We start from the raw sequence: 23,499 nt of genomic DNA on the forward strand, positions 1-23,499 counted from the left end.
TGATAAGAGGGAGGATTGTTTATTATCGTGACTGGCTTTTGTTTATTTTTTGAGTGATGAGCCTGGCGAGGGTTTTCAGGCTTTTTTCTATAAGTGGGGTATAAGGCGCTCCGAAGCTGACGCGGATGTGGTGACGGAATTTACCATGGGCGCTGAAGAGTTGGCCGGGTGCGATGCTGATGCCGTAGGTGAGGGCTTCGTGGAAGAGTTCGAGGGCGTCGACTGCAGGATTTAATTCTACCCATAAAACAAAACCGCCTGCGGGGCGTGATATTTTGGTGTCGGAAGGAAAGAAGCTCGCTATAGCCTGCGTGTAACGCAGACATTGCGTGTGTAATGTTTTGCGGAGGTTACGCATGTGCAGGTCGTAGCGGCCGGTTTCAAAAAAGTGTGCAATGGCAGCCTGTGTTGGTGTTGCTGATGATACGGAGCTCATTAGTTTCAGGTGTAACACTTTGTCGAGATAGCGGCCGGGCAGGCACCAGCCTACACGGTAACCCGGGGCCAGGGCTTTGGAGATAGAAGAGCAGAGTAATACCCATCCACCGGTGTCGAAGCTTTTACATGTTACGGGTCTTGTTTTGCCGAAGTACATTTCGCCATAGATGTCATCTTCTATCAGCGGGATCTTTTTTTTGTGTAACAGTTCTACCAGTTGTTTTTTGCGTTCGGCGGGCATGTTGGCGCCGCTGGGGTTGCTGAAATTTGTTACAAACAGGCAGGCCTTTATGGCTACCGTTTTCATGGCTTTTTCGAGGTAGGTGATGTCGACACCTGTTTCGGGATCTACGGGTATTTCAACGGCTTTAAGTCCGAGGCTGTGTAATACGTTGGATATGCCGAAATAAACGGGGCTTTCGATGGCAACGCTATCGCCATGTTCCGTTACCGCTTTCAGGCAATAAACGAGGGCTTCCATGCAGCCCTGCGTAGTAACTATTTCTTCAGCTGTTAAGATGCCGCCCCAGCTGAATGCGTTTTTTGCGATATGTTCCCTCAGTTGCAGGTGACCTTGCAGGTCTTCGTATTCAAGACAACTGGAAGCGCTGCGCCGGATGGCTTCCATCATGGACTTATTCAATTTAGCTTCCGGGAGGAGATCAACAGAAGGTGTTGCCAGTGATAAACGCGTAACTCCCTCCTGCCGCATTTTCTGATACACCAATGTTGCTACAGATGCTACGCTTACCTGTTGTGGTTTGGTTGTTTTTTGCCTGCTTACTGTTCTGGGATATTGCGAGGGACTGAACCTGACATAGTAGCCTGATTTCGGGCGCGCTTCGATCAATCCTTTTGTTTCCAGCTCGCCATAGGCCTGGTAAGCTGTTGTAAGGCTAATGCCCTGTTCCTTACTTAAAGCGCGAACAGAGGGGAGTTTGTCGCCGGTTTTAAGCACCTGCTTTTCGATCTGCTGCTGCAGCTTTTCTGCTATTTGTAAGTAAAGGAATTCGTTCATGAGTGAGGGGTTATTGTTGTCATCTGTTATGGTCAAAATTAATAAATCTGCATCTGTTTTTGTTGATATGCGAGCGCTAATTTTGTTTTCCGGGATGACCATAGAACAATGACAGGATGGTTGATCAATCCGTATTGAAATCTGAAGACTATGAATCAAGGCAACAAAACCGCGTGGCTGGCTTTGCTGGCGTTATGTATCATATGGGGGACAACCTTCCTGGCTGCGCGTGTAGGTGTGAAGGCTTTTCCTCCTTTGCTTTTCATGGGTACAAGGCATATGACTGCCGGGTTGCTGTTATTGATCTGGGGCAGTATCAGGCGGCGTGGCGCTCCCACGGGGATAGAGTTTAAGCAGCAGTTGCTGCCTGCGATAATGCTGGTGGCTTTGGGCAACGGCATTGTTGCGATGGCTGTAAAGCATATTCCCAGCGGGCTGGCGGCATTACTGTGTGCTATGATGCCTGTGTATGTAACGGTTATCAGTCTTTTTAAAAAGAACAGGGAGCCTCTGAATGCTAAAATTGTGATGGGGTTGTTATTGGGTATGGGCGGACTGATGGTGATCTTTAAAGATAATCTTGCTGCGATAGCGAATCCGCAATACCTCGGCGGTATTGCGATATGTCTTGTTTCGTGTTTGTTTTTTGCGATGGGGTCTGTTTATACGAAGGGCAGGGTCACTACTACAGACGTATTTATTAAAGTAGGACTGCAGTTATTTATGGGAGGTATTGTATTGTTGCTGGGGAGTGCAGTGGTGGAAAAGTGGAGTGATGTGCATCGTGTGCCGGCGGCTACTGTGTGTGCTATTCTTTATCTTATTTTCTTCGGTTCCATACTGGCGTTCCTTTGTTTTGATCATGTGTTGTCGCATTTGCCTGTAGGGCTGGCTACCATTTATGCGTATGTTAATCCGCTGGTGGCGATCGTGCTGGGGTTTGTTGTATTGAGAGAACCTGTTACTGCTTATACATTGCTGGCTTTCAGCTTAACTATTACGGGCATTTTCCTCATCAATGCCGGTCACAGGCGTAAGGATAAGCCTGCGAAACGGCGGTTCAGCAATATTACGTTCAGGATCAATAGTCTGTTAAGAATCAGTGATTAGTCCCTTTTTCTGCTTTGCATTTGTTTAGGTATGTTATTTGTGGGCTACATACCATTTCAAACTCCCTAACAGATGTTTATGCTGGAACAATTGGAACGTACACTTGGAGATGTGCCTGATTTCGTATGGAACCTTGTTTTGTTTGGTATTGCTATTTTAATTGGGTTTGTTGTAAAGGTAATATTGGCGTGGATCTTAAAGCTTTATTCCAGGAAGAAGGATTTTACTATTGTAGGTTCTATTCTGAAGCGTCTTAGCGGTCCTGTTAATTCTTTCCTGCCTTTATTTGTGTTAAACCTGTTTTTGCCGCTTATGCGTTTAAGCAAGCTGGCGTATACGCGTTTGGATAAGGCGCTTGAGATATTCCTGATAGCCACATTTGCTGCGATGCTTATTGCTATAGTAAAAGTGTTTGAGGATAATGTTTACCGTCATTATGATCTTACCAAAGCTGATAACCTGCGTGAGCGGAAGGTACGTACGCAGCTGCAGTTCATCAGGAAGCTGGTGGTTACGATCATCGTTATGCTTACGGTGTGTGCGATATTACTAAGTTTTGAGGGGCTCCGTAAAATTGGTGCTGGTTTACTTACCGGTGTTGGTTTAGGAGGTATTATTATTGGTTTTGCGGCTCAGAAGTCGTTGGGAAACCTGCTGGCAGGTTTCCAGATTGCGTTTACCCAGCCTATACGGATAGATGATGTGCTGGTGGTAGAAGGAGAATGGGGAAGGGTAGAAGAAATTACACTTACTTATGTGGTGTTAAATATCTGGGATCAGCGCCGGCTGATATTACCCATCAACTATTTTATAGAAAAGCCGTTTCAGAACTGGACGCGTAGTCAATCTGCTATTTTGGGTACTGCGTTCATTTATCTCGATTATATGGCACCTGTGGCGGCGCTGCGCGACGAGCTGGGGCGTTTACTGAATGCCAATCCACTTTGGGACAAAAGGGCTATGGCATTACAAGTAACTGATATTAAGGAGCGTACTATGGAAATAAGGATGCTTATGAGCGCTTCGAATTCGGGCAATGCGTTTGATCTGCGTTGTTATGTGCGTGAGAATATAGTGAAGTTTGTCAAGGACAATTACCCGGAAAGTCTTCCCAAGACAAGGGCGATAGTAGATGCTTCCGAAAGTTCAACAAAAATTTTAGATATTCCTGCCGGAAAATAATCTAGCTTTGTAGCATTCTCTTCTTTTTATGAAGAAACTGCTGGTTTTCATATTGACTTTCCTTTATATGGGTGCTTCCACCGGAACTACCCTGCATCTCCATTATTGTATGGGGAAACTGGTGCAAGAGGAACAGTCGCATAAGGAAACCAGCAGGTGCTCCAAATGTGGCATGAAAAAAGGCCTTCAGGCAAAAAAGGGTTGCTGCAAAGACGAGCATAAGCTGGTGAAGATAGAGAAAGACCAGCAAGCTGCTTCCCAGATTTCCTTACCTGATTATTTTGTGGCGGTTTTGCCACCTTCCCTGATAGAAGCACCGGTAGCCTCTTTACCTTTTGCTACCGCTATTACTCCTGTGAGCCATGCGCCACCTCAGGATATGAAGCCGCTTCATTCCTATATTCTGTATTGTTCCCTTTTGATTTGATCTACTCCTCTCCGACACAGCAGTGTTTGGCCGTATAAGGCATTTTAGTGCTTTTATTGCTGGTCTATTTCCCTTGTTTACTACTGTTGTACTCCGATGCAGGCAGGCCGTAGCCTTTATTACTGCCATTATCCATTTTCGTCATTATTCTAAAGAACCATATATGCAAAAAGCAATCTTAATGCTTATGGCAGTGTTATTTGCTGCTGTAAGCCACGCTCAGTCTGTAAAAACAGAGACTATTAAAGTATCAGGTAACTGCAGTATGTGCAAAAAGCGCATTGAATCTGCCATCAAAGCTGATGTGAAGTCTGCCAGCTGGAGTGCAGATACCAAGAAGCTGGTAGTTACTTATGATACTACGGTGACCAATATCGACAAGATCCAGGAGAAGATCGCTGCTGTTGGTCATGATACGGAGAAGAAGAAAGCTGACGCGAAGGTTTATGACAAACTTCCCGGCTGCTGCCATTATCCCCGTAACTAATTACAGGCGTAAGCGCCCGGATGCAGGTTTGTATCCGGGTGCTTTAAAACTGCAAACATGGTACATCGAATTATTGAATGGTCGCTGCGTAACAGGTTTATTGTTTTAATGCTCGCAGCGGGTTTGTTTATATGGGGTATTTTCTGCGTACGCAGTAATCCCGTGGATGCGATTCCCGACTTGTCGGAGAACCAGGTAATAGTTTTTACAGAATGGATGGGCAGGGCGCCACAGTTAGTGGAAGACCAGATCACGTATCCGCTGGTGACTAATCTGCAAGGGCTGCCTAAGATTAAGTATGTGAGGGGTTCTTCGATGTTCGGGATGAGTTTCATTTATGTGATTTTTGAAGATAACACTGACATCTATTGGGCCAGGGAAAGAGTGCTGGAGCGTTTGAGTACGGTTTCACGAACGTTACCGCAGGGGGTAACTCCTCAATTAGGCCCTGATGGTACAGGTGTTGGGCATATACTATGGTATACGCTGGATGCGCCGGGGATGGACCTTGGCGAGCAAAGAGCTATACAGGACTGGTATGTACGCTTTGCTTTGCAGAATGTACCCGGCGTAAGTGAGATCGCTTCTTTTGGCGGGTTTCAGAAGCAATACCAGGTGACGCTTGATCCCGCAAAACTGTTGCATTATAAAGTTGCTGTTTCGGATGTGATCAATGCGGTTCGAAGTAATAACAATGAAGCCGGTGGTCGCAAGCTGGAACGGAGCGGGGTAGGCTATATCATTAAAACCTCGGGTTACCTGCAATCGCGGGAAGAGATAGCGAATATATCTGTGAAAAACCAGGCTGGTATTGCGGTTCGTGTTGGCGATATAGGTTCGGTACAAATGACGGGTGAAAGCCGGCTGGGTATTTTCGACCAGGACGGAAAAGGAGAAAGAGTGGGTGGTATTGTGGTGATGCGTTATGGTGAAAATGCTGCTGCTGTTATAGACAAGGTAAAAGAGAAGATGAAGGAGGTTGCCAAAGGGCTTCCCGATAAGGTTTCTTTCGATATTGTATATGACAGGGGAGAGTTGATCCGTGAATCGGTACAATCTATACGGCATACCCTTATTGAAGAGATGATTGTAGTATCGCTGGTGGTACTTGTTTTCCTATTCCACTGGCGTAGTGCATTGAGCATTCTTATTCAGATCCCTGTTACGATTGCGATCAGTTTTATACTGCTGAATGCTTTTGGTATTTCGTCGAACATCATGTCGCTTACTGGTATTGCGCTGGCGATAGGGGTTATTGTGGATAACGGTATCATCATGAGCGAGAATGCTTATAAACACCTGGCTGAAAAATATGCTGCCCGTCATAACAGCGGTACTGCAACGGGCCAGGATATCGGTTAACGGGTATGATAAACTAATTTTTATGTTTAAAAGATTATTTAAAAAGAAAGAGCCGTGGATTACCGAGGAAGAGCGTCTTGATGTTATTGCGAAATCGAGCAAACAGGTATCGAGAGGTGTTTTCTTTGCCACGGTTATTATCATAGCCTCTTTTCTACCTGTATTCATGCTTACAGGGCAGGAGGGCAAGCTGTTTCATCCGCTGGCGTTTACCAAAACCTTTATCATGGTGGTAGATGCTTTGCTGGTGATAACGCTGGCGCCGGTACTTATTTCCTTTTTTATGAAGGGGAAATTCAGGCCCGATCATGCCAACCCGGTAAACAGGATACTTGAAAGGGCATATGAGCCTGTTATCCGGGGCGTACTTAAATGGCGTAAGACCACGCTGGCTATCAATATACTGGCTTTGCTCATATCCATTCCATTGCTGAAAAGCCTGGGTACTGAATTCATGCCACCGCTGGATGAGCAAAGCATTTTATTCATGCCTGTAACCTTACCTGATATATCGAATGGCGAAGCCAAACGGATACTGCAGGTGCAGGATAAGATCATTGCTTCTGTTCCGGAAGTGGATAAGGTATTGGGTAAAGCAGGCCGGGCCAATACGGCTACGGATAATGCGCCTATCAGCATGATAGAAACCATTATTATGCTGAAGCCTAAGAGTCAATGGCGTGAAGGCATCACCAAAAAGGATATCATCGATGAGCTGGATGCCAAGTTACAGATACCGGGTGTGGTGAATGGCTGGACACAGCCTATCATTAACCGTATTAATATGCTGGCTACGGGTATCAGGACTGATGTAGGTGTGAAGGTGCATGGGCAAAACCTGGATACCATTGCTGCTGTATCTGAAAAGCTGAAGCTGGCGCTGGAAGGCACACCCGGGGTAAACGACCTATATGTTGAGCCCGTTACCGGCGGCAAGTATCTTTCAGTGAATATCAGGAGGGAAGAGCTGGCGCGGTATGGGCTTTCCGTTGATGATGTTAACCAGGTGGTGGAAGCTGCGTTGGGTGGTATGTCTGTAGGACAAACGATAGAAGGACGTCAGCGTTTTTCTATAGGTGTGCGACTGGCGCAGGATTACAGGAACAGTGTGGAGCGTATTAAGCGGATTCCGATACTATCACCTACACTTGGTGAGCTGCCATTATCGGCAGTGGCGGATATTGCCTTTGAGGATGGTCCTCCTATGATCACTTCCGATAATGCATTACTGCGCGGAGCGGTACTCTTCAATGTAAGGGACAGGGATCTGGGAAGTACGGTAAAGGAGGCGATGGATAAGCTGAATGCTGAAAAGGGGATATTACCTCAGGGGTATTTCCTGGAGTGGAGCGGGCAGTATGAAAACCTGATCCGTGGACAGCAAACGCTTATGTGGATAGCTCCTATTGTATTAGTGATTATTTTCTTCTCTCTCTACTTTGCATTTCACTCTATACGCGAAGCTGCATTGAGCCTGGTAACGGTTCCGTTTGCCCTGGTGGGTGGTGCTTATATGCTTTGGATCTGGGGCGCTCATTTATCTGTGGCAGTGGCAGTAGGTTTTATAGCCTTGTTTGGTATTGCAGTGGAAACCGGAATTGTAATGGTGATTTATCTTAACGATGCCATGCAGCAACTGGTTCGGCTGAAAGGTAATTCCCGCGAAACGATCAGCTCTGCCGATCTGAGAGAATATGTGATACATGGAGCTGCCAAGCGACTACGTCCCAAACTGATGACGGTATGTGTGTCTTTATTCGGACTGGTGCCGGTATTATGGGCTACAGGGGTTGGTACCGATGTCATGAAACCTATTGTATTACCGATGATAGGTGGGGTGCTTACCTCTTCAACGCATATACTGCTGGTGACCCCGCTTATTTTCCTTATGACTAAAGAATATGAATTGCGTAAATATGGTAAACTCGAGATCTATGATGCGCATCATTAAAACAAGCCTGGTATTACTGGTGGCGACGCAGTTACAGGCACAGAACGATACAACATGGCAGGGTTCGATGAATGAACCTGCTGCCTTGCCGTTAGACAGCATTTTACAGCGCATAGACAGGAATAACCTTTCGCTTCAGTCGTATGCATTAAAGGCCGAAGGTTTTAAATACAGTGCGGATGCCGCTACGGCGTGGATGGCTCCGATGGTAGGACTAGGAACGTTCATGACGCCTTATCCCGGTCAGGAGGTGATGGAAGGGCGTGATAAGGGCTCGCTGATGTTGCAGATAGAACAATCTATACCCAACAAAGCGAAACAGAATGCACGTAAGGCCTATATCGCATCGCAATCGGCAGGAACGCTGGCCGGCAGGGATATTACGCTGAACGATCTGAAAGCGCAGGCCAAAAGCCTTTATTATTCCTGGCTGGTGGCAAAGCAGCGTATTGGTGTATTGCAACAGAACCAGCGCATCATGGAAATGATGCAGAAGATAGAGGAGGTGCGTTATCCCTATAACCAATCGCAGTTGAGCGGCGTATACCGTGCTGGTGCCAAGGTAGAGGAGAATCGTAATATGATGAGAATGCAGGAGGGTGAAATTGCGCGTGCGCGTGCCTGGCTAAACAGCCTTATGAATCTTCCCGGGAATGCCATGTGGCAGATAGATACTGTATGGGTGCCGGACTTTATTCCTGCTTCTGATTATGATACTGCTCACCTGGCGATAGCGCGCAAAGATGTAAAGAAGATGGACCAGGATATTCAAACGATGGAGTTGAATATTGCGTCTATGCAAATGGAGAAGAAGCCGGATTTCAAGGTTCGTTTCGATCACATGTATCCTTTAGGCAAGATGATGCCACAGGCTTATAGTATTATGGGGATGGTAAGTATTCCTATTGTACCCTGGGCTTCCAAAATGTATAAGTCGGAAACCAGGGCTATGCAATACAATGTACAGGCCATGCAGAAGGAGCGTGCTTCGATGTTGCAGGAAACCCAAGGCATGTTGTATGGTATGCAATATGAAATTCAGTCGATGCAACAGCGTATTCATGCGTTGGAGGACAAAGTGATTCCTACGCTCCGTAAGTCGTTAGACGCTGCATTTGTGAACTACCAGGAGAATAAGCTGCAGTTGCCGGTGGTGATGGATGCCTGGGAGGCGCTTACTATGATGCAACTGAATGTATTGGATGAGAAACAGAAACGTTATCAAATGATAGTAGATTATGAGAAAGAACTTTATCGTTAGCAGCGCCGTCTGCCTGGTCATGCTGCTGTCTTTGATGGTTGTTGTATCTGTGTCCTGTAAGCAGCGTGCTGCAAAGCATGTGCATGCATCGCATACGAAGGATACGAATTACCTGTCCGGGGTATTATATACGGATGATGTGAGCAGGCAAATACTGTCCGATGTGCCGGCGATAAAACCGGATAGCGGCACCCGTATTCTTACAGCGAAAGTGCAGGGGAAGGTTTCTTTCGACAGCCGCAGTGATGCAGGTATTGCCAGCAGAATAGCGGGCAGAATAGAGCGTATGTATATCAGGTATAATTATCAGCCGGTACAGAAGGGGCAGTTGATACTGGAACTATATTCTCCCGACCTGGTAGCTGCTCAGCGGGAGCTGTTACTGGTGCATGAGTCAGGGGATAATGCTATGTTACTGTCGCAGGCAAAGCAGCGGTTATTGTTGCTGGGCATGCTGCCGGCACAGGTTGAAAAGGTATTGAAATCAGGCCAGCCTTATTACCGTTTGCCTGTATACAGCCAGGCTTCAGGTTATATTGTTGAAAAAAGTGTAACGTCTCCTGCACCGGGAGGTGGGATGAATAGTGCTGCCACGCAGGCTTCTGCAATGGGAGGAATGGGTGGTGGAGCGGCTACGGCTACTCCGGTAAAAAACACATCTGCCCAGGCGCCTCCATTGTTGTTGAAAGAAGGTCAGTATATAAATGCGGGACAAACATTGTTCACTGTTTATTCGAACAGCGGCCTGCTTGCGAATTTTGCTTTTCCCCCGGTGATCGCTCCTTATATCGCTGAAGGGCAGCGGCTGGTGTTTCATTCCACCGCCGGCGAAGGGAAGACGTTTACCGGCAAACTCGCGCTGGTGCAACCTGTTCTGGAGCAAGGAGAATCGTTTACACAGGTAAGGATCTATTTACCTGCGGGCGAATGGCGTCCCGGGCAATTGCTTACCGGGTACCTGCCTGTTGTTGCCAACAAGGGCTGGTGGTTGCCGGAGGCTTCCGTGTGGAGAACGGGTAATAAGAACATTGTATTCCGTAAGCAAGGTGATGTGTTTGTACCACAGCCGGTATCGGTTGGCATTGCTTTAAATGGAATGGTGCAGGTGCTGGATGGGATAGGTGACTGGGAGGTTGCGGTGCAGGCTTCTTACCTGGTGGATAGTGAGAGCCTGATACAGTAGGACGATAGATGGCAGAGGGAGTTGTTTTGGGGGCTGAGATTAAACGATCGATAACTAATTAAAAATATCATGATGAAACGAATATACGTTCTGGGGTATATAGTTGCGCTAGCAATGATATGGGCGTTTGCTGCCGGTTGCGGGCAGGGGAAGACGAAAGATGGTAAGAGGGATTCGATAGCCGCGGTGAAGCAGACTTATACCTGTCCTATGCATCCACAAGTGGTGCAGCAGCAGCCTGGAACCTGTCCTATCTGTGGTATGGACCTGGTGCCTTTTGATAAGAATAGCACCGATGCCACGTTAACATTAGGCAAGGAGCAAATATTGCTTGCGAATATTACAACAAAGCTGGTAGGAGATACAGTGTTTTCGACTGGTAAAGAATTAAATGGGAGATTGGTAGCAGATCCTTCCGGATCGGCTGCTATTGCCGCCCGTATGGCGGGCAGAATAGAAAATCTGTATGTAAAGGAAACAGGTGTACCGGTGCAGAAGGGACAGTTGCTTTACAGGATTTATTCAGAGCAGTTATTGTCGTTACAGCAGGAATACCTGCTGGCGTATGCACAGGCAAAGAACTTTCCTGACGACCGTCGTTTTCAGCAGATAGCACAGGCTGCCAGGCAAAAGCTGCTGTTATACGGGCAACCGGAGACCAAGCTGCAACAATTATTGCAGCAGCAGCGTACGGATGCTTACATTACTTATACGGCACCTGTAACGGGTATTGTAGCTACGTTACAGGTTACAGAAGGGCAGTATGTAGAAGAGGGAACCAACCTGATGCAACTTGAAGATTACAGTCATTTATGGGTGGAGGCTGATCTTTATCCCGGAGAGACTGCCGTTAAGGATGGTGCGACTGTAACGGTGAAAGTTGCCGGATGGGAAAATGAGCCGCAGCAAATGGTGGTGCGTTTTGTGAATCCCGTGATGCAGGACGGAACGCAGCTGGTTCAACTGAGGGGTACTATTGCCAACAAGAATAAACGCTGGCAGCCGGGGTTGCAAGCTACATTGTGGGTGCCTTCCGCGGCGACTGCTACCAGTGAAAAGGTGTTGTCGCTGCCGGTTGATGCTGTTATTCATGATGGGAATGGAACGCATATATGGGTGGAAACCGAAGCTGGGAAGTTTGAGCCGCGCAGTGTTGTAACCGGCGAAGAAAATGCTTCTTCCGTATCGATCAAAGAGGGCGTGCAGGAAGGCGACAGGGTGGTTGTTACCGGCGCTTACTTATTGTATAGTGAATATGTTTTAAAAAGAGGGAAACATCCTATTGCCACTCATCAACATTAATTAAAAATATTATCGTATGACTTATTCTGTATTTCGAATTATAACCGTAGCTGTATTGCCTTTACTAATGGCTGCATGCGGCAATTCTCCGGAAAAGAAAACTGCAAATGCAGATTCTGTAAAAGCTGGCATGGCGGAGCATCATCATGATTCTCTAGATCAGTCCGTTGCGACTTCAGTAGTTATTAAAGATGCTTCTCTGAATGCGCTATATGGTCAATACCAGGAACTGACCAAGGCGTTGATAAATGGTGATGAGCGGGGTGCAACAGTTGCTGCCAATGCCCTGGCAGCGGGGGCGCAGCAACTGAAAGAAACTGCTGTGGCTAAAGTTGCTTCAGAAATTACAACTGCCCCTGGCCTGGAAGCGAAACGTACTTTATTTGCCGGATTGAGTAGTGATATGATTGCAAAGGTGAAAAAGGCAGGTGTACAGCAGGGGACGTTGTATGTAGATTTTTGTCCTATGGCGTTGAGCGATAAAGGGGCGCATTGGCTAAGTGCTGAAAAAGAGGTAAAGAATCCTTATTTTGGTGAGGAGATGATGAATTGCGGAAATATAGAGGATAGTATTCACTAGGGCGATAGTCGTTAAACAGAATGGGCGGTATCTGTTTTGGATACCGCACATTCTGTTTATGTGTTGTTGAAGCTGTTCTTAGCTTATTACCAGGATGCCGGAAGCAGTAAAGCGGATTTCTTTTTTCGGCGCTTGAATGGCTTCTATTTCTGCTTTTGATTTTTTAGCGTCTTCTGCGTAGTGTCTTAATTCTTTTACGGAAGTTTCTTTGATGTAAGCTTCGCCGTCAAGTACAATTGTTTTTCCAATCATATCCAGTGGAACGAAGAAACCGTAGTCCTTCATTTTTACGAAAGCGGTTGTCGTATCATTTACCTGAAGTTTTACCCAGCAGCCTTTTTTAGGGCAAACGTCGAGTACTTTGGCAGTAACTTTGGTTTTGTGTTTGCTGGTATCGCCAAGTTGCGCCGGAAGTGTTGCGATGGGGATGGCTCCGTCTGCTGTGATGGTGGCGCCATATGTTGAGCCGGGTTTAGCGGGGCCGGCGGGTGGTTGTGCTTTTGCTACGCCAAAGAGGCAAGCCAGGACAACTAGTGTGATTATGTGTTTCATCATGTTTATTTGAATATTAAAATTAATCTATTTAGGCAATACCGGTATGCGCATCTTCCAAGGTTCGGCCGTGATGGCATTCAGGAATGCGATAATGTCGTCTTTCTCCTGTTTGGTTAGATCCAGCCGTTTTATGAGTGGAGAGGTGACAGGAAACAGGGTATCACTCATTTGTTCAGGCTTACGTTTGGGCTGGGGCATACCTGCACTATACATGTTGAGCACGCCTTCTATATTGTCGAACAGGCCGTTGTGCATCCAGGGGCGTGTTCGTATTACATCGCGCAGGGAAGGTGTCTTGAATTTTCCTACATCGCTGGCCTTGCGGGTTACGTTATAACGGCCAAGGTCTTCATATTTACGGCCATAATAGGTAAGGCCTATATTGTGAAAGTCGTTATCAGTGAAGAGTGGGCCGTTATGGCAATTCATACACCTGGCTTTTGTCCGGAATAAATGTAATCCTCTGACAGCTGCATCGGTAAGGCGGTTTTTATCGCCGGAAAGGAAATAGTCGAAATCGCTTTTCCTGCTTACTACGGTTTTTTGGAAAATGGCCAGTGCATGTGCTACCTTGTCTGCATCTACTGTTTCTGTGCCGTAGGCTGCTTTAAAGAGTGGGGCGTAGCCTTTTATTTCTTCCAGTTTTGAAGGGAGCAGGCTCATGTCGCCATGCATTTCTATTTCGCTGTTGATGGGGCCGAATGCCTGATCTTCGAGGCTGTTGCTACGACCATCCCAGAACAGGTTTTTGTAGAACCATACATTGAAAATAGTAGGGGTATTACGGGTGTTCACCTGTTGATCGTGGCCTACTGCTTTTTCGCGGCCATCGGTCCAGGAAAGATCGGGTACGTGACAGGTGGCGCAGGATATCTGGCCTGAGCCGCTGAGGCGTGGATCGAAGAATAAAAGTTTGCCCAGGTTGATGAGGGGTTGAAGGGAATCGGTGGCAATGGGGCTTGCAGGCAGCAAACCCAGTTCTTGCCAGTGTTGTACAGTAGTGTCAATGAAAGGGCGTGGCCATTCAGCCAACGGCTTCGAATAGAGCCTGCGCAATGAATCGGTATAGGTGTCGGCCGGAAGCCCGTTGTATTTCTGGAAACTGAGCGACGACAATAATATTACCGATGTAATGCCCGTTAAAATGCCAATCATCCGTTTCATACATCAAAAGTAAAGGTTAAAGCCTAGGTTGAAGTTCATTCTGTTGTTGGCCGGTAACATCGATGCCTGGTATACAGGTTCCGGTATGTTCAGTGGTTTATTGTATTTTATTTGTGCTGTGATACCCGCCGGCGTGGTTTTGAAAAGTTTGTAGCTTATGTATTGAACTGTAAAGCTCGCTTCTGCTATTTTGGATACCTGGTATTGGTAATCGGGGTAAACAACTCCCCTGGTAAAATAAGATACCTGTGTGTTGGGCACTATCAGTTCGCTGGTTACAGGAATACGTACAGAGGGGGCAAGGGTGAAGGACAGCCGGTCGTTATTGCCTGTTGTTGCGTATATACTGGCTTTTACGCCGGGTTGTATGGAGTTGTATTGCTGCTGATGACTACTGATGCCATCTTTCTTATACGTATTTTCATAAAACAGGGTCATACCTAATTCGGGGTTCCATTTCCGATGATTATGAATGAATACAAGATATTGAAGATTGGCATAAGTATGCTTATAGGTGTAAGTGCTTGCCGCCGCACGCACATTGAAGTCCCGTCCGTTTTGTGCGCCTGCTGTTATAAGCAGTTGTCGCCGGTACCTGCCGGAATGTTTCTGTAGTTGCAGGTGAAAGCGTGAAGATTCAAGTTGGTAGGTAGCTATCAAAGAGTCCCTGGAGGAGCCTGCTATTGGGATGGTGTTGTCTTCTTTATCTACATTGTACGTGCCAGATGCGCGTAAAGTAAAGCCGGAAAAGCGCGTGGCATAATGTAGTGATACGCCGGAATACCGGTTCTTTTTACCCAGGTAGAAACTGGCACTACGAATATTGCCAAATCCTTGTACAAGGTAATTCACGCGTTCCGGGTAAGTATCTGAGCCGTTTTTGTAGTTATCGTTCTGATATGCGACAGCTTGCGTTTCGTTGCCATACCCAAGCCTTGCCCCAATACCTGCAATGCTTTTTCCCCATTTGTAAGAGAGTTCGGGCTTTGCAATAAATGAGAACCTGGTAAGGCCGAGCCTGGGGTCAATAGAACGGGATGAGCGTTCGTAAGCATAATCTATAAAGCCGTTGATATAAAGCTTTTCTTTTAACAAGTTGTAACTTACGATACCACCCATATCATAGGTTTGTCGTAAGTAGGGGCCTGCTTTGGCAGAGGCCAAATAATAAGGCTGCTCGTAACTTTTACTGGCTTTTTGTGTCCATGCAAGACTATCTTCCCATATACGTGTAAACTTAAAGTATCCAGCCGTTTTAAAGCGGCCTGTAGCGCTGAATCCTTCTGTTTGTAGTTGTGCAGCGGTGCGTTGTTCGGCTTCCTGGCTGTGTCTGAAATGGCCTGTGGTAATATCTATATTTAACCCGCCTTTGCCTGCTCTTGAAAGGGGAGAACTGAGCAGTTGTGTACCGCTGCTTTGCACGAAATCCAGTTCTTTACGGCCTTGCTCGTAAAAATATATACTGTCAGCGGCACCGGGCTGTTGTGCCTGTATGCCTGCTGACAGTGATATAAAACTTAATAAGAATAGTATTCGCATGAACTAATAACAGGTTGAATTAGTCTGCAAAAGCCGTTTTGCTTGGATCGGCTTTTGTTAAACTTCCAAAATCATTGGTCGAATTATTTGTGTCCTGCAAAATTCTTCTGCCGTTGACTACAGATTTTGTTTTGCGGATAGAAGACTGAGAGCTGTAAGAGCCTCCGGGAACGTAGGTATATCCTGCATCACTGATAGCGGGGATTCTTTTAGCTGTACGCCTTGCTACAGGTGTTTGTTGCAGTTCTACGGCATCTTCCAGGTAAGTAGCCGGAACCTGAATGTATTTGGAGGTAGCAGTGGTAACTGTAGTTTCTTCCGGTGAAGGGAATGTAGGCCATTGTGCGGGTGCGCCACCAGGCCATTTAAATATTACAATAGCTTCTCTGCCCAGGTTATCGAGGATGAGATCGCGGCCGCTGCCACGTAAGATGGTTTCGATATTGGGAACGGCGGGATTGTCGACATCCGATGCCAGTTGGTTGTTGCCGGGATAGTTTCCTAAGTAAACCTCGAAATCTGCATTACTCAGGTCAACGGTAAGGCTTGGATCTTTTACCGTTACGCTTTCGCCTGTAGCTCCTACGTACGGAGCTTTGTGGTTCTGTGCGTTCTGTGCAATAATAATGCTGGCACCGGGCGCCACTTTGTAGGTTTTTCCGTTGCCTGGTATACGGAATACGCTGCGGCAGTAAACGTAATTGTCATTAGCCCTGGTATCGCTCATGCCTATCGATTTTGTCCAGTCGAATGAGCCTGTAGGTAAAAAATAAGGCTTGGTCATATCCTGAGACTCGCGGGCTGTGTTAATACCATATACCTGTCCGAAATAGAGACTGTCGGCATAAAGATCGTGGTCGGAGTTATTGTAGAGTTCGAGGAATTGATCGCGGAACATAGCGCCATTGCTGGTGTGTGAACCGGCATAGTATATTTGTTTAATGATCCATTCTTTTGCCAGTTGTCCATAGATCAATGTTACAGTCACTGTGCCGGATTGTGCTGTGATATCGATTTGTTCCACCGCGTTAAATACTACTTCGCTGGATGCATAGTTACCGGTAATGCTTGCATACTCTGTAGCTGTAAGTGTAAGTGTCGCCTGGATTTCATAACGTCCGGGTGATATGTTGCTTAAGCTGATCTTTCCCTGTGCATCAGCTGTAGTTTCGTTTTTAAGATTATTGGCGGTGTTGGTTATGATTACTTTTACTTTGTCCAGTGGAAATGCAGGTCCTGCTATACTTGCGTCAAGCACGATCTGACCATTAAATGTTACTGGCGCTACATCGGGGCCCAGGTCTTTTTTACAAGCTCCCAGCGTAAGTACCGCTGCTGCTATTATCCATAATTTGAGTCGCTGCATATTTGTCATTGTTTGTTATTAAAATTTGATGGAAAACTCTGCGCCGAGGCTTACAGGTGCGTTATAAATAACTGATGTATAAGAGCCGTTGATGAATCCTTCATATTTCGGCCGTAGGTTAAACACATTGTAGGCGTTGACTGAAAAACGCATGTTTTTCTTTATTTCTTTTGATATGCGAAGCGACAGGTTGCCATATATGAAGGGTTGGCTGGCGTCTGATGCATTCAGGTCAAGTGTTGCGAGGTGCCCATAGTCCGGATTGGATGGCTCGAAGGTTTTAATTTCGTGATAAGCCAAGTCCTGATCGAGGTAGGCGTAAGGGTATTGAATGATTCCGTCAGAAAAATTGCGCTTAGCCCAGAAGAAATCAGCAGAAATGTTTACAACAAAACCCAGTTTGGGAATATGTGTAATGCTGTTGAGTTTGCTCATGACAGACAGATTTTCTCTTTTCTGTGGATGATATAGTGCATACCATGCCTTTTTTCCAAGTGCGATATCGTTGTCGCTTGCTGATCGTATCTGTGGAGCATCTGTAAACGAGCGACTATACGAGCATGAAGTGTTGATGTCGAAGCTGGTTTGTATGGCCCTGATTTTTCTTATAGAAACTGTCCAGTCGGCGCCGTAATTCTGTGAGGTCAGTACGTTTTCAATGCGGGATTCGTATAGTCCCCCTCTTTTTTTGATCTCAGAAGTGGCGTAATAGGTAGGTTTTTGTCCCGGCCCGTTTGCAATCGTTTTGTATACCGGGGTAGAGAAGGGCCTGTAGTGCGTTACACCTGTAAAGCCATTGGTATTGTTTTTATAATACAGGAACAGCGCTGAACTAATACTCTTGCCATTGAACCTGATTCCCCCTTCCAACTGGCTCGATGCTGCCGGCCTGAGGTGGCTGTTATCGGGGGTATATTTTTCGGTATAGAATAATGCAAGACTTGTTCTTGTGTCGCCGGTATATTCATTTAGCAAGAGGATGTCATAGAAGGTTGGTCCCGGGTAACGGTGTGACATGGCTGGCGCTTTGCGTGAAATGCCATAGGCTATGTTTAGTTCCCAGCGATTGTTGAGTTTGTACCTTGTATTGATACGTGGTTGTATGTTTCCCCAGCCATTCTGAAGGTCGTAACGCAAGCCGGCCGTCGTGTAAAAGATTCTGCCCAGCAACGATAGCTTAAAGTTGTCCTGCAGGTAAAGGCCGTAAACAGGGACTTCCGGTACTGTATTGTATTCGTAGGGCCTATCATTTTTAGAGCTAAGGTTAGGCCAGCGTGGATTATTGGGATCTGCAATGATGCCTTTTCCTTTGTTTGCTGCCAGTGATATATTAGTACCCCAACTAAGTGCATGTAATATTTCTCCCGTATTAAACTTGCTGTTAAAGCTGAGGGTGCCACTTAGGTTTATCGGTTCTCCTTTGATATGTTCTACTGCATAATAACTTCCCGGGATATAGTATCCCTCGTAAATTCCTGTCGTATCCTTGATCGTCATAGGTTTTACAGCGCCATTGAGCCACCATTGACTATAGGTTTCCTGGTAGCCTCTGCTATACGAAAAACTGAGTTGGCCACTGGTTAACCATTTTCTGTTGAACTGCATCGATAAGCGTTCCGATATCCTGAATGTTCTTGATTTGGCGAACATGCTGCGTTCATCGCCTGCATCGGGATCTGCTTTGCCATTGTCCAATCTTGTATTATAGCCTAATGATAAAGTATGTTTAACTCCTTTTGCAAGAAAGTTGGTCCACATAAGTTCCGTACTTACACGGCTATATGATTTCAGATTATCTGAAGGATCGGCATTGCTGTTGAGGTAGTTGAGGCTTACGTTTAAAGCACCTGCTTTTTTGCTCAAAGTATATCCCTTGGATAGAGACATGTTGAATGATTCGGCGTTAACGCGTGTGCTGAACTGGTAGTTGGTTTTGCCGGCCTGACGGTTAATGATAATAGCGCCATCGGTTAATTCTCCATATTGCGCGGATGCTACACCCTGGACTACTTCTATGCTTTCTATATTATCGGCGGGAATTTCCCGGAGATCTATACCACCAAAAGTAACATCGGACATGCCGTATTTTCCTGAGATGCGGGAATTAGCCATTCCATTTTTGCCAACATTCGTGTTTTGCATATTGGCGTCATTGGAAATGCGGGTGCCATCCATTACAATTGCGATACCCATGGCATTATTCAGGGCATGGGCGTCGCTTGCTTCGCTACGCAGTGTGATATTTTGAGGGCTTTGCAGGTTAGGAGCTACCGTTGTTTTGCCGGGTAAGTTATTCAAGATGTCTGCCAGGCTGAATGCCTGGGCTTGTTCAATTGCTTCCCGGTTAAACAAAACGGATGAGTTGGAGGCTTCACCTCTTCTTAAGCCAGTAACCTGTACCTCGTCGAGCGTTAAGCTAAGGTCTTTCATCTGTAACGTTAGTGGACGTGTAAGTTGATTGGCGCTAAATGATTGAATGATTGTCTTTTTTCCAACAAAAGAAACCTGGATGGTAAGCGCCGTAGGGTTTTCGTAAAACGAAAAACTAAATTTACCTGAGGTGTCGGTAGAGGTGCTGTATTCTGTTTCTTCTACTCTAACTGTGGCAAACTCAATTGGCTTTTGGTTCTTGTCTACCACCTGTCCTGTGATCACAAGCGGCCTTTTGCCGGTTTGGGCAAAGGCATTCCGGGCATTGGAAAATGCAAACAGTGCCAGGAGTAAGAGATATGCAACAGGTTGAGACATTAGGATATGCGAGTAGTTAAGGCGCAAAATTGCCTTTATCTGATCCTGAGTGTTTTTAAAATCAGGAATTAGGTTTACGTAAAAGGGAAAAACCGCAGAAAACCTGCATAAAGTTGAGTTGTGTAGTATAACTACTACATAATAATCATAGTTCTACTACATGAAAAATGGGAAAGAGGCTGCTACCTTTGCTTCCGCTTTTATTACTTGTATTTTCAAACTTGTTTAATATTTGGTTTTTCACGGGTTTTCTTATAACCCAAGGGGAAGGGACCGTCATTCCTGGCGGTTCCGGTTTTATAGTTGCTCTGCGGGGAGCATCAATATAATAGTAGTTCCTTCCCCTTCATCGCTTTTAACGGACAGACTGCCTTGAATAACTCCTACTAATTCTTTTACCATGGCAAGGCCAAGGCCCTGACCACCGCTTTCCGTTATGAAATCACGTATTGTTTGGCGGCTGTTACACCAATCTACCAGGTCCGGTGGCATTCCTGTGCCTGTATCTTTCAAGCAGATCTCCAGTTTTCGTTCTGTTTGTATTGCCGAAAAGGATATTTGTCCGTTCACAGTATATTTTATTGCATTGTCCAGCAGGTTATGTACAATGACCGTCAATAGTTCCTTATTGGTGTACACCTGCATGCGTGGATATATATTATTGTAAACGTGATTGTTTTGTGACAGGGTCATTTCCCTGAAAATTGCAATTTTCTCGTTGACCAGTTCATACAAATTGAAATGGGTCATGACAATGCGGCTGTCTTCGAGGTATAAGCCGGCGTATTGTAACAGGTTGTTGGTAAAGTGGTACATCTGAAAAGAGGAGGCATAAATAGCGCGGATGCTTTCCTGCAGGTTTTCGGGGCGTAGTTTGCGGTTGCGGTACAGGCTTCTCCCGGTTAACATCAGGTATTTAAGCGGGCTTTTTATGTCGTGAGTGATTGCTGCGATCAGTTTTTTCTGCAGTCTGGTTTGTTGTCGTAGTCCATCGCGGGAGCTTTCCAGCGCTTTAATAGTATCATTCAGTTGTTTTGTTCTTTGATTCAGCGTGTGTATTGTATCGGTGAATGCGTTGAAGAAATGGTAATGTGCAAAAATTATGAAGGCGAAGTTTACCAGTAATATTATTGCTATGAGCCCGCTTTTTACAGGTGGACCGGGGAAAGCAGGTGTTGTATACAAGCTGATATGCCATACAGCGGGGGAGAGGTTGATGAGTGAATAAACCAGTCCCCATTTTTTCCCGAGTAAAAAAAAGCTGCATAATATTACCAGCAGCGTGAATTGGAGTGCTATAAGATGTAGATCCTGCTTAAACAGGAGTGCATTGCCCCAGATGATGAGCGTTTGGAATAGCAGTGACAAGTGTGCACAGCGGCGCCAATGAATACCGCTGACCAGCAAAATGAGCAGACCTGCGAACAGGAAGCTATCGAAACAGGTTCTCAAAGCAGCGCCCGGCTGCTGATGTTGCAGGAAGAATGAAGTAACGGCGGCAGGGGTGAAGCTGCTCAGCAGTAGTGCGCACAAGAGTATTTTAATGCGTACCTGTTCTACTGCATCGTTCCCGGCGCCAATAAGGCGGCGTATAGGTTTACAAAAAGATAACATGGGTGATTATAAGCTGGATCCCAATGTGAGGCACCGTAAGATTTTTTTCAGCGCAAAGTACGTAAACTACGCGCAGGGAAAGACCTTTTAAAGAGGGGGTAGTTGAATTGTATTTTTACGGCTGTGGTAGTAAATGTTTTTAGGATGTAGCATTATTACTACGGTGTTCCCCTTAAAGTAGTAATACTACTACACGAAGCATAAAGGTTTTTGATGACCTTTGCGCACATTTTTATTAAAACAATTGATAATACCTTAATCTTTTAAAATGCATATTCCTACGGCTTTAGTTCGTGCCAATAACAGCGTAGGGGGAAGCAGTATCTGGATTGCGGTGTTCATTTCTCTTGTTTTAATGGTGTGTCCGCTTGCCTATATCTATTACAGGCGGCAATGGAACCGGCGGGAAATGCAGATGGATGATCATACCGCAGCGTTGTTGAAAAGGATCAGTGAGTTCGAAAACTCGCAAAAAGTGATGCAGCAACAGGCCGAATTTCAGCAAAAGATCATAGCAGCTATTGTTCATGGCATCAAGAGCCCTTTAAAATACCTTACGCTTACAGGGAAACAGCTGTATAATATGAGCGAGGGGGAGAATACGTTACGTGACGTGTTACGCAGTATGTATACTTCTTCGCATCACATGTACACTTTTACGGATAATCTGCTGCAGTATGTAAAACTATATCTTCAGGACCATAAACCTGTTTTAAACAGCTTTAACCTGTATGAGCTGGTACAGGAAAAAGTACTGATGTTTACCGATATAGCTATTTCGAAAGGTGATGTTATCCATAATAAGGTACCTGCTACGTTAATGATCTATACCGACAGGCAATTATTATCGATAGTAGTGCATAATTTACTGGATAATGCGGTGAAATACACATCGCATGGTACCATTATCCTATCTGCTTTTGCCGTGGAAAAGCGGATCCATGTTGCAGTTCAGGACACTGGCATTGGCATGGATGAGGCCATTTTTTCGCGTCCTGCCGGCTTTAATTCCATGGAGCCGGGTTTAGGCCTGGTCATTACCCGGCAACTGCTTTCTATGATCAATGGCAGGATAGAAATAAAAAGCAGCCCCGAAGTTGGTACTACAGTTATCCTGATTTTTGAGGAATAGAATAGGGGCAGAGCCGTGTCATATTATATGATAGAATTGTCGTAAAGCCGTACTTTTTCCACCAGTTCTATGAGGTTGCCGATTTCCAGTTTTTCAAAGATTCTGTTCTTATAGGTGCTTACCGTGGAAATCTGCAGGTGTAAGGCGCGGGATATTTCTATCAGGCTCATACCTTGTACGAGGAAACGTGCTACTTCTATTTCCCGGTTCGATAAGGTATGCAGTGGATTTTCGGGCGGAGGGCGTTTGCCGCTGGCCATTACCATTTTTAAAAGCAGGTCCTTTACTTCCCGGCTCATATATTGCTCGTCGTGTAATACTGTTTCTATGGCTTTCCTGATCTGTTCTTCTGACGCCAGTTTGTGTAAATAACCATTGGCGCCGGCCTGTAAATACCGGATAGCGTAAAGTTGTTCGTCGTAAGCGGTAAAGATAAGAATGCGGATGCCGGGCTGTTTTAGTCTGGCTACATCCACCATCTGGATATTATTACCTCCGGGAATATTAATGTCAAGGATCAGTAGGTCAAAAACCTGCTCTCCCAGCATTTTGGCCACTTTATTGAAATTGTCAGCTTCTGAAATCTTTGCGCCTGGCAGCCATTCATTAATAAAAAGCATTGTGCCATGTCTAACAATCGCGTGGTCATCTGCTATCAGGATGTGCATGATGAAATTATTGCTGAGGGGTAAACATACAAATAATTTATATGCAACAAGGTAAGCTTACCCTGCTGTTGCCCTAAAAAAAGGGGTGTAATGCAAAATATTTGTTATTATAATTACAGTTAAAACATTGTCATTCCGAATTATGTCCCTATATTTATTCCAGCAAGTATAAAAGTACCCCCTTTAACAGGGGATGCTATCCCGGAAACCCCAATAATATTATCAAACCAAACCGTTAAACGATGTCGACTGTACGCCCCCGCACTGTATGTCCTGATGTCAGCAGGAAGGTGCCCGAATGTTTAAACCTTTTAAAACACTTCTCCCCAGAAAATCTTCTTCCGCCTCGTTGGCTCATTCCGATTTCTCTTTATTGAAGTTGTTTTTTATGAATTGTCAGCCTTAAGGCTTT

19 protein-coding genes are annotated in these 23,499 nt (G+C 45.6%); 11 read left to right on the top strand and 8 right to left on the bottom strand.

All coding sequences use genetic code 11. From position 1 onward, the window contains the following. Window positions 1-22: 22 nt before the first annotated feature. Complete coding sequence (locus ESB13_RS02165) at window positions 23-1,456, bottom strand: aminotransferase-like domain-containing protein (protein ID WP_129001393.1); 1,434 nt, start codon at window positions 1,454-1,456, stop codon at window positions 23-25. Between the two features lie 150 nt (window positions 1,457-1,606). Here ESB13_RS02165 and ESB13_RS02170 point away from each other — a divergent pair, with 150 nt between their 5' ends. From ESB13_RS02170 to ESB13_RS02215, 10 genes are all read left to right on the top strand, one after another. Then, entirely contained in the window at window positions 1,607-2,566 is a 960-nt protein-coding gene (locus ESB13_RS02170; protein ID WP_129001394.1) for an EamA family transporter, read from the top strand. 78 nt (window positions 2,567-2,644) lie between these two features. Beyond that, window positions 2,645-3,748: a mechanosensitive ion channel family protein gene (locus ESB13_RS02175; RefSeq protein ID WP_129001395.1), complete on the top strand. Its 1,104-nt coding sequence runs from the start codon at window positions 2,645-2,647 to the stop codon at window positions 3,746-3,748. A 28-nt stretch (window positions 3,749-3,776) separates the two neighbouring features. Then, window positions 3,777-4,175, top strand: coding sequence for an HYC_CC_PP family protein (locus tag ESB13_RS02180; RefSeq protein ID WP_129001396.1), 399 nt, complete (start codon window positions 3,777-3,779; stop codon window positions 4,173-4,175). 163 nt (window positions 4,176-4,338) lie between these two features. Further along, on the top strand, window positions 4,339-4,662 hold the full coding sequence (locus tag ESB13_RS02185) for a heavy-metal-associated domain-containing protein (RefSeq protein ID WP_129001397.1): 324 nt from the start codon (window positions 4,339-4,341) through the stop codon (window positions 4,660-4,662). Window positions 4,663-4,719: 57 nt separating this feature from the next. After that, window positions 4,720-6,024 (top strand): efflux RND transporter permease subunit, encoded by a 1,305-nt coding sequence (locus ESB13_RS24150; RefSeq protein WP_129001398.1) that lies wholly within the window; start codon window positions 4,720-4,722, stop codon window positions 6,022-6,024. Between the two features lie 22 nt (window positions 6,025-6,046). Then, entirely contained in the window at window positions 6,047-7,975 is a 1,929-nt protein-coding gene (locus ESB13_RS24155; protein ID WP_129001399.1) for an efflux RND transporter permease subunit, read from the top strand. Further along, the gene (locus tag ESB13_RS02200; RefSeq protein ID WP_220399533.1) at window positions 7,959-9,236 is read left to right on the top strand and encodes a TolC family protein; all 1,278 of its coding nucleotides are present in this window, start codon (window positions 7,959-7,961) and stop codon (window positions 9,234-9,236) included. The genes ESB13_RS24155 and ESB13_RS02200 overlap by 17 nt, the downstream gene beginning before the upstream one ends. Then, a complete protein-coding gene (locus tag ESB13_RS02205) occupies window positions 9,214-10,419 on the top strand; it encodes an efflux RND transporter periplasmic adaptor subunit (protein ID WP_129001400.1) in 1,206 nt (401 codons plus the stop codon). Before ESB13_RS02200 ends, ESB13_RS02205 begins: the two co-directional genes overlap by 23 nt. A 69-nt stretch (window positions 10,420-10,488) precedes the next feature. Next, a complete protein-coding gene (locus ESB13_RS02210) occupies window positions 10,489-11,721 on the top strand; it encodes an efflux RND transporter periplasmic adaptor subunit (protein ID WP_129001401.1) in 1,233 nt (410 codons plus the stop codon). Window positions 11,722-11,737: 16 nt separating this feature from the next. Beyond that, the gene (locus tag ESB13_RS02215; protein ID WP_129001402.1) at window positions 11,738-12,301 is read left to right on the top strand and encodes a DUF3347 domain-containing protein; all 564 of its coding nucleotides are present in this window, start codon (window positions 11,738-11,740) and stop codon (window positions 12,299-12,301) included. A gap of 78 nt (window positions 12,302-12,379) precedes the next feature. On the opposite strand, the gene ESB13_RS02220 is transcribed toward ESB13_RS02215, so the two are convergent. The 6 genes from ESB13_RS02220 to ESB13_RS02245 form a co-directional block, all read right to left on the bottom strand. Beyond that, a complete protein-coding gene (locus ESB13_RS02220; protein ID WP_129001403.1) occupies window positions 12,380-12,856 on the bottom strand; it encodes a DUF4920 domain-containing protein in 477 nt (158 codons plus the stop codon). Window positions 12,857-12,880: 24 nt separating this feature from the next. Continuing rightward, a complete protein-coding gene (locus ESB13_RS02225; protein WP_129001404.1) occupies window positions 12,881-14,020 on the bottom strand; it encodes a cytochrome-c peroxidase in 1,140 nt (379 codons plus the stop codon). 3 nt (window positions 14,021-14,023) lie between these two features. Then, window positions 14,024-15,559: a DUF6850 family outer membrane beta-barrel protein gene (locus ESB13_RS02230; RefSeq protein WP_129001405.1), complete on the bottom strand. Its 1,536-nt coding sequence runs from the start codon at window positions 15,557-15,559 to the stop codon at window positions 14,024-14,026. Between the two features lie 19 nt (window positions 15,560-15,578). Further along, a complete protein-coding gene (locus ESB13_RS02235; RefSeq protein ID WP_164974068.1) occupies window positions 15,579-16,925 on the bottom strand; it encodes a DUF4876 domain-containing protein in 1,347 nt (448 codons plus the stop codon). An 18-nt stretch (window positions 16,926-16,943) separates the two neighbouring features. Beyond that, entirely contained in the window at window positions 16,944-19,673 is a 2,730-nt protein-coding gene (locus ESB13_RS02240; RefSeq protein WP_129001407.1) for a TonB-dependent receptor, read from the bottom strand. 297 nt (window positions 19,674-19,970) lie between these two features. Next, complete coding sequence (locus ESB13_RS02245) at window positions 19,971-21,287, bottom strand: sensor histidine kinase (protein WP_129001408.1); 1,317 nt, start codon at window positions 21,285-21,287, stop codon at window positions 19,971-19,973. 268 nt (window positions 21,288-21,555) lie between these two features. On the opposite strand from ESB13_RS02245, the gene ESB13_RS02250 reads away from it, so the two are divergent. After that, window positions 21,556-22,419 (top strand): sensor histidine kinase, encoded by an 864-nt coding sequence (locus ESB13_RS02250; protein ID WP_129001409.1) that lies wholly within the window; start codon window positions 21,556-21,558, stop codon window positions 22,417-22,419. 23 nt (window positions 22,420-22,442) lie between these two features. Here the strand turns inward: ESB13_RS02250 and ESB13_RS02255 are convergent, their stop codons facing one another. Continuing rightward, the gene (locus ESB13_RS02255; RefSeq protein WP_129001410.1) at window positions 22,443-23,087 is read right to left on the bottom strand and encodes a response regulator transcription factor; all 645 of its coding nucleotides are present in this window, start codon (window positions 23,085-23,087) and stop codon (window positions 22,443-22,445) included. Window positions 23,088-23,499: the final 412 nt, after the last annotated feature.

This window comes from Filimonas effusa (assembly GCF_004118675.1).
GTDB classification, from domain to species: Bacteria; Bacteroidota; Bacteroidia; order Chitinophagales; family Chitinophagaceae; genus Filimonas; species Filimonas effusa.

Bases quoted from the DNA above. Each gene is read 5' to 3' on its own strand.
- ESB13_RS02165 (WP_129001393.1), bottom strand. From the start codon at position 1,456: ATGAACGAATTCCTTTACTTACAAATAGCAGAAAAGCTGCAGCAGCAG.
- ESB13_RS02170 (WP_129001394.1), top strand. From the start codon at position 1,607: ATGAATCAAGGCAACAAAACCGCGTGGCTGGCTTTGCTGGCGTTATGT.
- ESB13_RS02175 (WP_129001395.1), top strand. From the start codon at position 2,645: ATGCTGGAACAATTGGAACGTACACTTGGAGATGTGCCTGATTTCGTA.
- ESB13_RS02180 (WP_129001396.1), top strand. From the start codon at position 3,777: ATGAAGAAACTGCTGGTTTTCATATTGACTTTCCTTTATATGGGTGCT.
- ESB13_RS02185 (WP_129001397.1), top strand. From the start codon at position 4,339: ATGCAAAAAGCAATCTTAATGCTTATGGCAGTGTTATTTGCTGCTGTA.
- ESB13_RS24150 (WP_129001398.1), top strand. From the start codon at position 4,720: ATGGTACATCGAATTATTGAATGGTCGCTGCGTAACAGGTTTATTGTT.
- ESB13_RS24155 (WP_129001399.1), top strand. From the start codon at position 6,047: ATGTTTAAAAGATTATTTAAAAAGAAAGAGCCGTGGATTACCGAGGAA.
- ESB13_RS02200 (WP_220399533.1), top strand. From the start codon at position 7,959: ATGATGCGCATCATTAAAACAAGCCTGGTATTACTGGTGGCGACGCAG.
- ESB13_RS02205 (WP_129001400.1), top strand. From the start codon at position 9,214: ATGAGAAAGAACTTTATCGTTAGCAGCGCCGTCTGCCTGGTCATGCTG.
- ESB13_RS02210 (WP_129001401.1), top strand. From the start codon at position 10,489: ATGATGAAACGAATATACGTTCTGGGGTATATAGTTGCGCTAGCAATG.
- ESB13_RS02215 (WP_129001402.1), top strand. From the start codon at position 11,738: ATGACTTATTCTGTATTTCGAATTATAACCGTAGCTGTATTGCCTTTA.
- ESB13_RS02220 (WP_129001403.1), bottom strand. From the start codon at position 12,856: ATGATGAAACACATAATCACACTAGTTGTCCTGGCTTGCCTCTTTGGC.
- ESB13_RS02225 (WP_129001404.1), bottom strand. From the start codon at position 14,020: ATGAAACGGATGATTGGCATTTTAACGGGCATTACATCGGTAATATTA.
- ESB13_RS02230 (WP_129001405.1), bottom strand. From the start codon at position 15,559: ATGCGAATACTATTCTTATTAAGTTTTATATCACTGTCAGCAGGCATA.
- ESB13_RS02235 (WP_164974068.1), bottom strand. From the start codon at position 16,925: ATGCAGCGACTCAAATTATGGATAATAGCAGCAGCGGTACTTACGCTG.
- ESB13_RS02240 (WP_129001407.1), bottom strand. From the start codon at position 19,673: ATGTCTCAACCTGTTGCATATCTCTTACTCCTGGCACTGTTTGCATTT.
- ESB13_RS02245 (WP_129001408.1), bottom strand. From the start codon at position 21,287: ATGTTATCTTTTTGTAAACCTATACGCCGCCTTATTGGCGCCGGGAAC.
- ESB13_RS02250 (WP_129001409.1), top strand. From the start codon at position 21,556: ATGCATATTCCTACGGCTTTAGTTCGTGCCAATAACAGCGTAGGGGGA.
- ESB13_RS02255 (WP_129001410.1), bottom strand. From the start codon at position 23,087: ATGCACATCCTGATAGCAGATGACCACGCGATTGTTAGACATGGCACA.